General features: G+C 63.3%; 12 protein-coding genes. 4 read left to right on the top strand and 8 right to left on the bottom strand.

Going from position 1 to position 14,000, the window contains the following annotated elements:
* The first annotated feature begins 21 nt into the window (after positions 1-21).
* From gatB to Pan44_RS15985, 3 genes are all read left to right on the top strand, one after another.
* Positions 22-1,539 carry an Asp-tRNA(Asn)/Glu-tRNA(Gln) amidotransferase subunit GatB gene (gene gatB, locus Pan44_RS15995; protein WP_145031014.1) on the top strand — a complete coding sequence of 506 codons (1,518 nt, stop codon included), beginning with the start codon at positions 22-24 and terminating at the stop codon, positions 1,537-1,539.
* 13 nt (positions 1,540-1,552) lie between these two features.
* Positions 1,553-1,915 (top strand): STAS domain-containing protein, encoded by a 363-nt coding sequence (locus tag Pan44_RS15990; protein WP_145031013.1) that lies wholly within the window; start codon positions 1,553-1,555, stop codon positions 1,913-1,915.
* Between the two features lie 84 nt (positions 1,916-1,999).
* A complete protein-coding gene (locus tag Pan44_RS15985) occupies positions 2,000-2,557 on the top strand; it encodes a transposase (RefSeq protein ID WP_145031012.1) in 558 nt (185 codons plus the stop codon).
* Between the two features lie 32 nt (positions 2,558-2,589).
* Here the strand turns inward: Pan44_RS15985 and ettA are convergent, their stop codons facing one another.
* A complete protein-coding gene (gene ettA / locus Pan44_RS15980; protein ID WP_145031011.1) occupies positions 2,590-4,260 on the bottom strand; it encodes an energy-dependent translational throttle protein EttA in 1,671 nt (556 codons plus the stop codon).
* A 162-nt stretch (positions 4,261-4,422) separates the two neighbouring features.
* On the opposite strand from ettA, the gene Pan44_RS15975 reads away from it, so the two are divergent.
* Positions 4,423-5,835, top strand: a complete 1,413-nt coding sequence (locus Pan44_RS15975) for a c-type cytochrome (protein WP_145031010.1) — start codon at positions 4,423-4,425, stop codon at positions 5,833-5,835.
* Positions 5,836-5,912: 77 nt separating this feature from the next.
* Here the strand turns inward: Pan44_RS15975 and Pan44_RS15970 are convergent, their stop codons facing one another.
* The 7 genes from Pan44_RS15970 to Pan44_RS15940 form a co-directional block, all read right to left on the bottom strand.
* Positions 5,913-6,773 (bottom strand): triphosphoribosyl-dephospho-CoA synthase, encoded by an 861-nt coding sequence (locus Pan44_RS15970; RefSeq protein ID WP_197453373.1) that lies wholly within the window; start codon positions 6,771-6,773, stop codon positions 5,913-5,915.
* Positions 6,770-8,698 (bottom strand): TlpA disulfide reductase family protein, encoded by a 1,929-nt coding sequence (locus Pan44_RS15965; protein ID WP_145031008.1) that lies wholly within the window; start codon positions 8,696-8,698, stop codon positions 6,770-6,772. The genes Pan44_RS15970 and Pan44_RS15965 overlap by 4 nt, the downstream gene beginning before the upstream one ends.
* Before the next feature lie 222 nt (positions 8,699-8,920).
* The gene (locus Pan44_RS15960; protein WP_145031007.1) at positions 8,921-9,808 is read right to left on the bottom strand and encodes a phosphatidate cytidylyltransferase; all 888 of its coding nucleotides are present in this window, start codon (positions 9,806-9,808) and stop codon (positions 8,921-8,923) included.
* Positions 9,809-9,842: 34 nt separating this feature from the next.
* A complete protein-coding gene (uppS, locus tag Pan44_RS15955) occupies positions 9,843-10,634 on the bottom strand; it encodes a polyprenyl diphosphate synthase (RefSeq protein ID WP_231754072.1) in 792 nt (263 codons plus the stop codon).
* A gap of 34 nt (positions 10,635-10,668) precedes the next feature.
* On the bottom strand, positions 10,669-10,878 hold the full coding sequence (locus Pan44_RS15950) for a hypothetical protein (protein ID WP_145031006.1): 210 nt from the start codon (positions 10,876-10,878) through the stop codon (positions 10,669-10,671).
* Positions 10,879-11,329: 451 nt separating this feature from the next.
* Complete coding sequence (locus Pan44_RS15945) at positions 11,330-12,316, bottom strand: HEAT repeat domain-containing protein (protein WP_145031005.1); 987 nt, start codon at positions 12,314-12,316, stop codon at positions 11,330-11,332.
* Between the two features lie 787 nt (positions 12,317-13,103).
* Positions 13,104-13,760, bottom strand: a complete 657-nt coding sequence (locus Pan44_RS15940; protein WP_145031004.1) for a NuoI/complex I 23 kDa subunit family protein — start codon at positions 13,758-13,760, stop codon at positions 13,104-13,106.
* Between the last annotated feature and the right edge of the window lie 240 nt (positions 13,761-14,000).

Here is a 14,000-nt window from a genome sequence, read left to right as displayed (position 1 = left end):
GGTCCAGCCGGCCCTACGGTCGTGACGCATACACCCATCATCGGTCTTGAAGTCCATGTGCAGCTGCTGACGAAGACCAAAGTCTTCTGCGGCTGTCCGAACCGGTTCAATCCCGATCAGCCGAATACGCAGACGTGCCCGGTCTGCCTGGGACTTCCAGGAGCCCTGCCGGTGCTGAACGCGGAGGCGTTTCAGCTTTCGCTGCGGACGGCACTTGCTCTCAACTGCCAGATTGCGCCGTTCACGAAATGGGACCGCAAGCAGTACTACTACCCCGACCTGCCGAAGGGGTATCAGATCAGCCAGTTCGACCTGCCTTTCAGCCACGACGGATTCGTGGAGATCGCGGGGGATGGGGGGAGCGATGTGCGGGTGCGGATTCGCCGGGCGCACCTGGAAGAGGATGCCGGCAAGAACATGCATGACGAGTCGGGCCGCGGGGCGGACAGCAAAGTCGACCTGAACCGGGCCGGCACTCCCCTGCTGGAGATCGTCACCGAGCCAGACCTGACTTCGTCGACCGATGCGAAGGCGTTCCTCGAGGAACTGCGACTGCTGCTGACGGACCTTGGCGTTTCGGACTGCAACATGCAGGAAGGGAGCCTGCGGTGCGACGCGAACGTGAACGTGCGGATCACGGGGGATGACGGGGCGTCGGTGGTGACGCCGATCGTGGAAGTGAAGAACCTGAACTCGTTCAGCGGCGTGGAAGCGGCGATCGAGTTCGAGGTGGCGCGTCAGATCGACGAGTTCCGAAAGACGGGCCGGAAACTGGGCGATCCAGGGGCCGAGAAAGAGACCCGCGGCTGGAATGCCGAGAAGGGGCTGTCGTTCGCGCAGCGAGGCAAGGAAGAAGCGGCGGACTACCGCTACTTCCCCGATCCCGATCTGATTCCGGTGACGGTCAGCGATGCTGAACTGAGCGAAGTGAGAAAGCTGCTGCAGGAGGCGCCGACGGCGCGCAGCCGCCGGCTGATGCGGGAGTTCGGGCTGTCACCGTATGACGCGGGGGTGATCGTCGGGCGCGGAAAGCATTTCGCGGACTATTTTGAAACGACGGCGAAGGCGTGCGGGGACGGCAAGCAGGCGGCCAACTGGGTCACCCAGGATGTGCTGCGCGAGATGAACGAGCGATCGCTCTCGATCGCCGACTTCCCGGTGACGGCCGGCCTGCTCGGCGACCTCCTGGGAAGGATCGTCCGAGGCGGGCTCACGATCAAAGGGGGGCGTGAAGTCTTCGCCGAGCTGCTCAGCCAGCACGACGCCGCTCTGGATGCGGGGGATGTGGTGGATTTTGCAGCCGGAACGATCGACGCGATCATCTCGGAACGTGGACTGGCCGTGGTGAAGGACGATGCGGCCGTTGATGCGGCGATCATCGCGGCCCTCGCGGAGAGCCCGCGGGCCGTCGAAGACTTCCGTGCGGGCAAGCAGCAGGCGCTCGGCGCCGTCATTGGTAAGGTGATGAAGCAGCTGAAAGGGGCGGACGCGAAGGCTGTTCGCGAGGCCCTGATCGCCAAACTGAACGCGACTTCCTGATTGCGCCCGCACAATGATCGATCTGAACAACGGCTGGCAGATGCATGTCGAGTCGAGCCCTGAATGGCTGTTCTTTCATGTCACCGCCCCGTCCCCGCGAGCACCGGGAGAGCCGCCGTTGGCGGAAAGCGTGGCTCGCGAAGTTTCGAACACGGGCATCAAGCGCGTCGTGATGGATTTTGACGGCAACGTGATGCTGTTCAGCTTCCTCGTCGGCCAGGTCGTGGCGCTGCACAAGCGGCTGCACCTGGAGGGGGGGACATTCCGGCTGTGCGGTCTCAGCCACGACAACGCCGACATTCTTCGCGTGCTGCACCTGAGCGACCGATTGCCGAATTACCGGGATCGCGGCGCGGCGGTGATGGGGCAGCTGTAGCAGTCCTGCACCAACTCGAACCGGCGAGCGGGGGGGGCGTCAGCCCCCTGTGAATGCGGCTACCACAAACGAACGGGCAGCGTTATGGATGATCCTTCAGTTCGCGTCTGGCTTCTGACCTGGACGACGTATGGAACTTGGCTTCCGGGTGACGAACGCGGCTTTGTCGGGCAGGTCAAACGCGATGACGACCGTCGAATTCGTCGCAATCGAATTGGTGAAGAGTTCGACCGTGCGATGCCCGGCCTGGAACGTGCCAGCGCCGCATTCTTGAAGGGGAAGCCAAACTGGCTTACCGGCGACCAAGCCCGAGTCACACTCGACCAGTTGCTACAGACGGCCGATTATCGGGGTTGGGTGATCCTCGCGATTGCCGTCATGAGCAACCATGTCCACGTTGCCCTGCGCGTCGTGGGCGATCCCGATCCAGAAAACATCTTGCGGGACTTCAAGAGCTACGCGTCGCGATCATTGAACAAGTCGTTTGGACGCCCCTTGTCTGGAACGTGGTGGACCGAGTCAGGGTCGAAGAGAAAGTTGCCATCAGCAGAAGCTGTTGTTGGTGGCGTCAGGTATGTTCGCGATCAGGCGAGGCCGCTGGCATCGTGGGTTGGGCCACTCGCTGTTGACACAGGGGGCTGACGCCCCCCGCTCGCCGAGAATCCAGAAAATCATCACCGTTTCAGCGGTTTGAATTTCACGCGGTGCGGCTGGTCGGCGTCGGTGCCGAGGCGTTCGTGGCGCTGCATCTCGTACATCGAGAAGTTGCCTTCGAACCAGACGACCTGGCTGTCGCCTTCGAACGCCAGGATGTGGGTGGCGATCTTGTCGAGGAACCAGCGGTCGTGGGACGAAACGACGGCGCAACCGCCGAAGTTCGCGAGTCCTTCTTCGAGGGAGCGGAGCGTATCGACGTCGAGATCGTTCGTCGGTTCGTCGAGGATGATGAGGTTGCCGCCCTTGCGGAGCAGCTTCGCCAGGTGGACGCGATTGCGTTCACCTCCGGAGAGGTCGCGGACGAACTTCTGCTGGTCGGACTTCTTGAAGTTGAATCGGCCGCAGTAGGAGCGGGCGTGGATTTTCACCTTTCCGACTTCGAGGATGTCGGAGCCGCCGGAGATTTCATCATAGACCGACTTGTCGCCGTCGAGCGTGTCGCGGCTCTGGTCGACGAATGCCATGTCGACGGCGTCGCCGATGCGGATCGAGCCACCCGTCGGCTGCTCCTGGCCGGTGATCATCTTGAACAGCGTCGACTTGCCGGCGCCGTTGGGGCCGATGACGCCGACGATGCCACCGCGGGGGAGGTCGAAGCTCAGGTTCTCGAACAGGACCCGGTCGCCGAACGCCTTGGAGAGGTTCTCCGCGCGAACGACGAGGTTGCCGAGGGGACGGGTGACCGGGATCTGGATGTCCGGCGCTTCGTCGCGGGCGTCATACTGCTGGGCGACGAGTTCCTCGTACCGCTGCATACGGGCCTTGTTCTTGGTCGCCTGGGCCTTGGGCGACATCCGAACCCATTCGAGTTCCTGCTTGAGGATCCTCGAACGCTTTTCGTCCTTCTTGTTTTCGACGTCGAGGCGGGCCTGCTTCTGCTCCATCCAGGAGGTGTAGTTTCCTTCGAAAGGAATGCCCTTCCCGCGATCGAGTTCGAGAATCCAGCCGGCGACGTTTTCGAGGAAGTATCGATCGTGGGTCACGGCCACGACCGTGCCGGGGAACTTTCCGAGGAACTGCTCGAGCCAGCGGACCGACTCGGCGTCCAGATGGTTCGTCGGTTCGTCGAGGAGAAGAATGTCGGGATTCTGCAGCAGCAGCATGCAGAGCGCGACGCGGCGTTTTTCACCGCCGGACAGGTGCTTGACGATGGCGTCGCCGGGGGGAAGCCGCATGGCGTCCGAGGCAATTTCCACCTCGCGATCGAGTTCCCACAGGTTGGCGTGGTCGATCTTGTCCTGTACCTGGGCCTGCTCTTCGAGGAGTTTTTCCATCTCCTCGGGTTCGAGCGGTTCGCAGAGCTTCGCGTTGATCTCGTTGTAGCGATCGAGGATCGCCTGCGACTCGGCGACGCCTTCGGCCACGCACTGATCGACGGTCTTTTCCGGATCGAGCCGCGGCTCCTGCGAGAAGTAGCCGATCTTCACGCCCTTGGCCGGGCGGGCCTCGCCTTCGAAGCTCTTGTCTTCTCCGGCCATGATCCGGAGCAGCGTCGACTTTCCGGACCCGTTGTTGCCGAGGACGCCGATCTTGGCCCCGGGGTAGAAGGAGAGCCAGATGTCTTTGAGGATGACCTTCTCGTCGTAGACCTTCGAGACGGCCTCCATCGTGAAAATGTACTGCGCCATGGAATCAAACCGGGGAAAGGCCGGAGCGCAGAGCGCGCGCCGGGATTGAGAGCCTTCATTCTGCAAGCCGCGAATTATAGGGATCGCCGTCAAATTTGCGTGTGAGATTCTCCTCGTGGTCGCGGTCAGGCGTAAAATCGGCGGACCTCCCGGGAGTTGAGTATGTGTGCGGCGTGTTCCAAGGACTGGCGGACGAAGATCGCGCGAGCACTCGTGTGGATCGTGGCAATCGTTCTGGCGTCCCGGTTCGCTGCGGCCAGTGATTCCGCGGGCCCGTTCGGCGCGCCGGAGCCAGATCATCCGGGTTGGCGCATCCTGAAGTCCCGTGCGTTCCTGCCGGCTGACTTCGACCAGGCGACGTTCGACCAACTGCCCTGGAACTGGCCGGAAGCGGAGCGGGCCGCGGCCGAGGGGCTGCCTTTGGCCGAGCGCCGCCGGATGATCGCGGAGCATTACGGGTTGACCCTGAATCCGTGGGCCTCCGCGGGTGAATTCGACCTGCTTGGCTATGTGAAGACCGACTCAGGGTGGGTGATGAATTGTCTCGCCTGCCACGGGGGAACTCTCGAGGGGTCGCCCTCTCCGGGGCTGGGCAACAACCGATACGCGTTGCAGACCCTGACCGAGGACGTGCGGCGGACCAAGCTGTTGAGCCTGAAGCGGCCGTCGCATCTGGACATGGCGATCCTGAAGCTCCCTCTCAACACGACGAACGGGACCTCCAATTCGGTGATCTTCGGGGTCATCCTGGGGGCCAAGCGGCTGCCGGACATGAGCGTCGACACGTCGCGTCCGGTTCCCAAGCTGGCGCACCACGACATGGATGCCCCGCCCTGGTGGCATCTGGCGAAAAAACAGCGTCTCTACGCCGACGGATTCTCCCCCAAGACGCACCGGGCGGTGATGCAGTTCATGCTGCTCCCTGAGAACGACCGGGAGACAATCCTCGGCTGGGAGGAGGATTTCCGACAGATCCTGAAGTGGATGCACACCGTGCAGCCTCCGCGGTACGACGGTCCTGTCGATCAGCCGCTTGCCCAGAGGGGACTGGCGGCTTTCAACGATCACTGCGCCCGGTGCCACGGGACGTACGGGGACGTGAACGAGGAGACTTATCCCGAGAAGGTCGTTCCGCTGAACGAAATCGGCACTGATCCCGTTCGATTTCAGGCCCTGTCGGCCGAGCATCGCCAGTGGATGAAGGACGGGTGGATGAGCCGGTTTGGCGAAGATCATGTGGAGACGAAACCGGCCGGTTACGTTGCTCCGCCGCTGGACGGCGTGTGGGCCAGCGCTCCGTACTTTCACAACGGGTCGGTGCCGACCCTGTGGCATGTGCTGCATCCTGAGGAACGCCCCCGGATCTGGCGACGGACTTCGGACTCCGTGGATCGTGAGCGGATGGGGCTGACCGTCGAAACGCTCGAGGCGATTCCGGAACAGATGAGTTCGGCCGATCGTCGCTGGTATTTCGACACCTCGAAGCCCTCCAAGAGCGCGGCAGGGCATCTCTTCGTCGATGATCTCAACGAGGACGAGAAACGGGCCGTGCTGGAGTATCTGAAGACCCTGTGACCAGACGTCGCTCTGAGGACTGATCGGTCCGCGCGGACACACTTTTGTGTGGCCGTCGACGTGAGGTGGACCGACTCTCAGGCGAGCTTGAAGGCCCACTGTCGCACGCGGGCGGAGTCCAGCACTCCTTCGCACAGGGCGACGAAGATCGTTGCCGCGATGAGATCCGCAGTCGTTCCGGGATTGCGGCGATGACCATCGGCCCGAAGCCAGTGATCGAGTCCGGCCAGATCCGCGTCACCTCGATCGGGCCAACCGGCTTCGAGGACGGCAGCGGCCCGCTGGGCGCTTTCCGTCGCAATCCCAGGGCCGCATTTGCGAAGGATCAACGTATCGGGCCTTGCCGCCATCAGCCGGAGATGAGCGCCGATGATCGCCCGTTCGATGCCCGCGGCGCGAAAATCCCGCAAGGCGGAGAGGCCGGTTTCGAAAACATCTTCAAAGCCCGTCACAAACTGGCGGGCGACATCGTCGCGATCAGCGGCCAGGCGCATCGCTTCCAGAAGCGTCACCGTCGGTTCGTCCGAGACGTCCTGCTGCTCAGCCGTTCCGAGGCCGCCCGGCATGGCCAGGCGAATGGCACGGTAGGCCCAACGGGCGTCGTCCACGCTCAATGCCTCGAGCCTCCTCGCCAGAGCAGGCCGCAACGCGTCCCCCTGCCCCACAGCTGCGGCGCAGGGGGCGAGGAGAAGGCAGATTCCAAGATTGGCGTTTGTCGCGACCGACTGACGGGTTGCCCGCACCGACTCGTAGACCGCTTTGCCGACGCCGAGTTCAGCGGCCTCGGCGAGACGCGGCGCCACGGCGTCAGCCGCCCGCAGAAAATCGTCGGCGTCGAGGTCGTTGAACGATGCTTCGGGATGCACGTTTCCCGGCTTGCGTGCCAGCACTTCGGCCTGGCACGCGAGCCGGATGAGCGCCTCGAGCTGTTCGCTCACTTGCCCGCCAGCAGTTCGGGCAGGAGCTTCTTCAGGTCTTCCATGGACGCACTGTTGGAGATGACCTTGCCGTCCTTGCCGACCAGGAACATGGTTCCGGGAGCGATGATGCCGAACTCCCGCGCGGCCTTGCCGTTCTCCATGCCGCCCGGATCGAGGATTTGAGGCCATGCGGCCGTCTGGTCCCTGAGGAAATTCGAGACGGGCGTTCCCTCGGGGTCGAGGTTCAGACCGACGATCTCGAATCCCTGTCGATTGTACTGCTTGTAGAGTTCGACCAGTTGCGGCGTCTCGTCAACGCTCGGCTTGAACCAGGTTGCCCAGAAGACAACGGCGACGACCTTGCCCTTCATCGAGGCGACATTCACCACTCCCTTGCCATCCAGAGAAGGTCCGCTGAGAGCGAGTTCCTTGCCCTTGAGGTCGAGGCGGTTGAGCGCCCCTTTTGAGCGAATGCCTGCGGGCGACGAGGCGTACCGGGACGACGCGATCTTGTACCAGTCGGTCGCGGCAGCGGCGTTGCCATTGAATTCCACGGTGGTCGCCACCTGCCAGATGGCTTCTGGCGCTTCCTCGGATTTCGAGTACTCCTTCACGAAGTCCGACAGGTCCTGGAGGTGCGCCTCCTGAACTTTCTGACGGGCTGCGGCGTCGGTGGCGGCCTTCATCTTCTCAGCGAAGGTCACGAGCAGGACACGAAACTTCGTAAACGGGATGAGATCGGTGAGTCCGGTCGCTTCGATGTCCTTCTCGATGGCGGCCAGTCGCTCGACGCCGTTCGGGAAGACACCCATCTGGGTGTTGGCGGCGACGCCTTCCACCAGCTGCTTCCACCAGAGCACTTTCTCGCTCTCGCTGGTGGAGGCCTTGGCGAGCCGGGTGATCAAGTCGGCGCGGGCGATGTTGTACTTCTCGATGGTGTCTTTCGAGGCGTTCTCGGCCGGGCGAGTGTCATCGAGCACCTTGAGTTGCTCGACCAGTTTCTGGGCCTCCGGCGAGAGACCTTCCGCGGCTCCCCCGCTGGCGCCGTCCAGCGACTCCTGCATCAGGATGCCGCCTTCGACCTGCAGATTGTCGCCGTCAATGGGCCTGGGAATCCGCGTCAGCTTCCAGGTGTCGCCGACCTTGACCATTTCACCGATCTGCACGAAGCCGGTTTCCTGGCCCGTGCGGACCATGGCCATGACGTTTTCGTAGACGAGCTGGTCCTTGTCCCACTTGCCGGAACTGGCGGCGAGGCAGGACGGGACGCGCATCGAGCAATCGAAACGCTCCCATTCGGTGGCGGCGGTGAGGGTCTTCGAGCCGGTCATCGCCTGGCGCATCGCGCCGGGGATGTCTTTGCTTTGAGCGAGGAGGCGCTCCCCGACCTTTGGCGAGATGCCGAGCGTGCGAATGTCGTCGGCGCTGACCATCAGGCTCTTGAGCGTCGCGGCATCTCCGGCCGCCATGGCGCGGATCGCTTCGAGCGTGGCCTCTTCCGCGGAGATCTGCTGCCAGCGGTCGATCTTGAGATCGGCATCGCTATCGATGGCCCAGCGCATTCCGCCGGGGCCGAGCCAGCGGAAGAGGTCGGCCTTGGAGTCGCCATTGGTATCGGCCTCGCGGTAGACCTCCATACCGCTGTCGTAATAGCGGAACTCGTTGATGGTGCCGCGTGCATCGGCGTCGACAAAGCGGCGGAGCACCTGCCCCTGCGGGCCGTACAGGACGTAGCCAGTCGACTTGCCGCGCTGTTCGGTGTCGACACGGCACTTGGCGATGTCGGCCGCAGCGGGCATTTCGAAGTCAACCTTCGGCCGCGAGGGCTTGTATTTGAGCATGGCCGCCGCATCAACGCCGGTCGCGGCCTGCTGTGCGGAGGCGGTCGCGGCGGCGGCGGCGACGACCAAACCCGTGAAACTCCGTGTTGCGAATCGAGACATCGCGAGACACTCCGTTGACCGGTCCCGGGCCCGGGCCCAGTGATTCGAGGTACTTTCGGCCGACCACTCCCGATCGCGCCGTCCGGAAAGTCTAGCGGGATGGGGCAAACGGAGTCACCAGAAGTTTGAAGCCGATCGCGATGGCGGGAAAACCTGTCCTGTGGACCGGGCCACGGCTGGAATGGCGTTGCTTCCGAGCGGGCGTCCGACCGCCTGGCGCGCTCAGCGGATCAGTGGGGCGACGGACCACCAGATCCACGCAATGGGGCCTGCGAACAGGACGCTGTCGAGGAGATCAAGCAGCCCCCCGAAACCGGGGAACAGCGCTGCCGCGTCTTTCCGGCCGACATCCCGCTTGATCAGCGACTCGCAGAGGTCGCCGACAAGGCCTACGAAGCCCAATGTGACTCCAAAGGCCAGGACATTCGCGACATTCGCAGCGGCTGCCCCGGGAACCATGCGGGGGATGGCGAAAGTCACCCAGAGCCAGCTGCCGAGCGCGGCGCCGAGGATCGCGCCGACGAATCCGGCCCATGTTTTGCCCGGGCTGAGCCAGGGAGCCATCTTCCGTTTTCCAAACAGGCGTCCCAGCGTGTAGCCGCCGATATCTCCACATTTCGCGGCCACGATCAACGAGCCCAGCGCTGCGTAGCCCCAGCGTCCGCCGTCGAGCCAGCGCATCTGCGCGGTGATCGCGAGAAGGACGCCGCAATAGGCGACGGTGAACAGTTCTGCACCAAGGGATTCCATCGTCGTGCCGGGTTCACGGAAACGGATCGCCCCTTTGACGAAACAGACATAGAACGCGAGGAGCGTCGTCATGCCAATCGCCAGCAAGACCGCGAGATCGTTGCTGAGGGCCCCTCCCTGCCAGCGACTGCCCCAGGCGGCCGTCAGTACAGAGAGGACGCCGAAGACGGAGACAAGAAACGACGGCCGCATGGCGCGGGTCGTCAGGAGATCGGTCATCTCCCAGGTCGATCGGACTCCGAGGAGCAGCGACAAGGCCAACAACCAGGGGGCGGTGGCTCCGGCGCGATGGTCGAGCCAGAGGATGCCGACAAGCGCCGGAATCAGGATCGCGGAGATGGCCAGTCGCCAGCCGAGCATGGTGCTTCTCGAAGAGGTTTTCCGGGACGTGCGCTCAGTGTTGAGCGGACTCACTCTGGCTGGCGGCAAGCTCCGGCTTCAACCCTCCAAACCGGCGGTCCCTGGCAGCAAAGCTCTTCAATGCTTCCCGGAACTGCTCGTCGCGGAAGTCGGGCCAGAAGACATCGGTGACCCACAGTTCTGCATAGCTCAACTGCCACAGCAGGAAGTTGCTGACGCGCATTTCTCCGGCCGTACGGATCATGAGATCGGGGTCCGGCGACCCGGCGGTGCCGAGGTGGGCCGAAATGGTCTCTTCTGAGATCTCTTCGATCTTCATTTCGCCGGCGCGCACCTTGGTCGCGATGTCTTTAACCGCCGTGACAATTTCGTCACGGGCGCCGTAGTCGATCGCGAGGCAAAGGTTCAGCCCTGAGTTTCCGGCGGTGATCTCGCGAGTTTTCTGAAGTTCTGCGAGTGCTCCCTTGTGGAGCCGGTCGGTGCGTCCGATCGAGGTGAGGCGAATGCCCTGCTCCATCAGGAGCTTGCGTTCGGCGACGACGAAGCGTTTGAGGAGCCCCATGAGGAGTTCGAGTTCGAGCGGAGGCCGCTTCCAGTTTTCGCTCGAGAGGCAGTAGAGGGTGAGCTGCCTGAGGCCGCAGCGGGCGGCTTCTTCGACGACCGAACGCACACTGGCGACGCCGCGGCGATGCCCTTCGATGCGTGGGAGTCCACGGGAGCGTGCCCAGCGCCCGTTGCCATCCATGATGATTGCCACGTGCCCTGGCAACCGATCGGCTTTCAGCCCGAGACTGGCGAGTTCGGAATCGGAATACCGCTGTTCCACACCAGTGATCTCAGTTTCCCGGCTCTCTCGATCTTCAGCATTCCAGCATGGTCGCGGCCGCGCCGGAGCAGCGTTCCTGCATCAGTGCTTCGCCCGATCGGAGAGTCACTTCCTGGTAACGGGGAAAGCCGTCGGGGTTGGAAATCGCGACTCGGACTTCGCCGTTCTTTGCGATCGCGATGACTCGCACAATCACATCGCCCACGATCACCGACTCGTCGATTCCGCGTTCCACGACGTGCATGCCTCGACCTCTAGAACTGACCTGATTCGGGCGACCACCCATGAAAGGCGGCCTGGAACGGCAGGGATTCTGATCGAGTCGTGTCCGTTCAGCAACAGCAGTCGCTCGGGGAAACCGGCAGTCGGTCAAAAATCATGCATCAAGTGATCGCGCGCTCTTGCCGTTCGATGAGAGGAATGGTTGGCGCGCGTCGTGCGCTTGTACGAAGTCAACAGGCTGAGCGACCCGTTGAGTGCTGCTTCGATCGAGCGTTCCTTCGATGACGCGGAGCGCGAGATTGAACTGTTCGTGAGCGCGGCCCCCCACTGGCGGAGCGAGCGCGTCGGAGTTCTCGAAACTGAACTCCGCGCAAACGAGTTAAGCGTCGCCGGAGAGAACTCTCCGGCGACGCCTCGAACTCAACAGGAGCATTCGCCAGGGCTGCCTGGCGCTGCGCTGGCCTGGTGCGGGATTACCGCAGGAGACCGAAGATGTTCTTCAGGCTCTTCTTCGACGACACGGTGTGCATGCTCGCGTCACCCTTGTACGTCTGAGCCTTGGGCTCGGCCGGGGGAGGAGGCGTGGCTTCCGGCTCAGCAGGAGGCTGCTGGCCAGCCGCCGGCGAGTACACCGGGACCTGTTCCGCCGCACAGGCCTGCACGTCGCAGGCTTCCTCGCAGACGGGCGTGACGACTTCATAACCGCAGGCGCACAGGGCCTTCTCGGCGTTCTTGCGAACGCGACGGTTGCAATCTCCCAGCGTGTTCGTGAGGGCATTCACGATGCACGGGGAGCAGCAGCAGGGGTTCCGGCGCACCTGGTCGCCGATCGCGTCAGCCGCGGTCGAGCGAACGGTTTCCACCGCGTCGTTCAGGGCGTACACGAAGGCCGACATGATTTCGGGATTGCAGCTGCAGTCGTACTTGGCGAGGCGGCGCAGGGCGGCGCGGCGCGTCCGGGCGTAGCAGCCAGTCTGCGACTGGTAGATCAGCTGGGCGATCGCACAGGCGTTGCCGTTGTCGCGTGAGGTGTACGTCTGGCAGGGAGCCTGGCAGGCCTGATCACAGCTGCCGCTTCCGCAGACATCGCCGCAGGCGCGCCGACTGCGCCGGCTGTTTCCGCAGCCGTTGTTGCAGCAGGCGCCATTCGGATCACAGCCGTTGCCGCAAGATCCGTTGCCGCAGTTCGCGCCGTGGCGACGGGGACGGCAGCAGCGTTTCGGACCGCAGCCCGAGTCGCAGCAGGGCGGCTTGAGGCAGGAGATCTGCCGCTGGTAGGTGTAGACGTTGGTGGTGCAGGGACGAGGAATCGTCGGCTTGCAACAGGGAGCAATGCTCGTCGGCGCGCATTCGCAGCACTTCGACGCACCGCTCAGCCGGGCCGAGGTCCGAGCGGCGTGAGCCAGATTGCTCATCGCCAGCACGGCCACGACGGCTGCGCAGGTCTTCAGGGTTCTCATTCGCGTCTCCTTACCGTTGGGACTTCCGTGTTCCGTCATCCGCCGTGTGGTTCCCCCAGCGGCAACCTTGCCGCATCACGGTGTGACCAGGCCGAGCGAACTCCAATCGCACGTCGCGAAGGGCGCTTCAGGCTGGCACATTGACGGACTGCTCTGTTCCTCTGAGACGCCAGTGCGTCTCCAAACCTCGCGTTGCCGAATGAGACCGCTCGTCCACGAGTATCAATTTCTGAGCAGGTCGCCCTGGCAACTCGAACACCCCGTGTGAGTTCGCTGGGGAGTCACATCCTCCATCGGCGACTGCGGAGACCCCTCTTCACGAGTTCTATTCCGCAAGCCATTGTCGCCTATAGGCTTGCGGCGTTCCGGAGGTAGCGAGACTGACGATTGTTCCGTCTAGAGCATCCGCCTGCGCCGGTCGTCGGCGGCAAACACCGCGCAACCGGGTCAAACGGGAGGGGTGTTGCGGGTCGTGCGCGTCCGGAGGATTCCATCAAGCGCGCGGGCGGACTCGATGGAGGTCCGTCATTCGACAGACCGCGGCCCCGGGAGAAAGACGGGGGCAAGGAGTGCCACCGCGAGACACAGGTCGCGGCGCGGATGGCCGTGTCTGCCCGCTGCGGCAGCGCAGCCCGGAGGGATCAACCGGAATCGTGACCTTCAAGCCTGAGAGACTGCGTGCACGGCTGCGAGGCTGGCACTGTGCCAGTCGGTTTCACGCTGGCGCCCGCGGTTCGAGAAGGCACTGGTGGAGCCAGTGCCCCTTTTCTTCAGATGCGACTGGACGTCAATCCTGACGGACGACGCCGCGGATGACGCCCGGGGTCGCCGCGTTGGCAGCCCGATCCTGGTCGGGAACGGAGGTCGCGGGCCCAACGGCTGGGAGGGTCTGGAAATCGGAAGCGGGGCCGAGTTTGCCGCGGCGGGTGCGGATCGGATCGCGGGGGTTGTCCTTGGTCTGGTCAAAGACGCTGAGCAACTTCTCGCGATCGAAGTTCATTTCGTCGCGCGTGAGCCCGGTCATGTCATAGATGTGCGTGAGTTCGATCGCGTCGACGGGGCAGGCCTCTTCGCACATGCCACAATAGATGCAGCGGAGTTCATCGAGGACGAACGACTTGGGAAACTTGTCGCGGTCGGGCCACTCGGGGGGAGCCTTTTCGGCCTCGATGTGGATGCAGTTTGCGGGACAGGCCGTCGCACACAGCATGCAGGCGACGCATTTGACGCGGTCCTTTTCATCACGATTCAGGCGATGAACGCCACGATAGTGAAGCGGGAGTTCCGGCTTCACTTCGGGATACTGGATGGTGGTGGGCTTGTAATTTGTGACGTGGCCGATCGTCGTTTTGAGACCTGCCGCGATCGCTGGAAGGAATGTTGCCTCCCAGAACCCGATTTTCGGCTCTTCGACCCAGGTCACGTCTTGCGATGAAATCGGCATACCACTCGCCAGCCACGAAAAATCACTGCGAAAAACCAGTCCTTCTGGAACCTTATTGAAAGCCGGACGCGGCGTCGAGAACGCATGCCGTCATTCTCAGAAACCGGCCCGGCAGGCAGCGGACGATGCCGGGTGCTGGCGGGTTGATTTCGGTTGCTGGAAACGTGGGGTCGTGCGTTGGAATCAGACGGTTTTGGCGACGACGTGCGGGCCCGTTCTTACTACAATTTCACCTTCACG

It is taken from the genome of Caulifigura coniformis (genome assembly GCF_007745175.1).
Taxonomy (GTDB): Bacteria; Planctomycetota; Planctomycetia; order Planctomycetales; family Planctomycetaceae; genus Caulifigura; species Caulifigura coniformis.
Note: the sequence above shows the minus strand (reverse complement) of the source record. Positions and strands in the feature narration are given on the sequence as shown.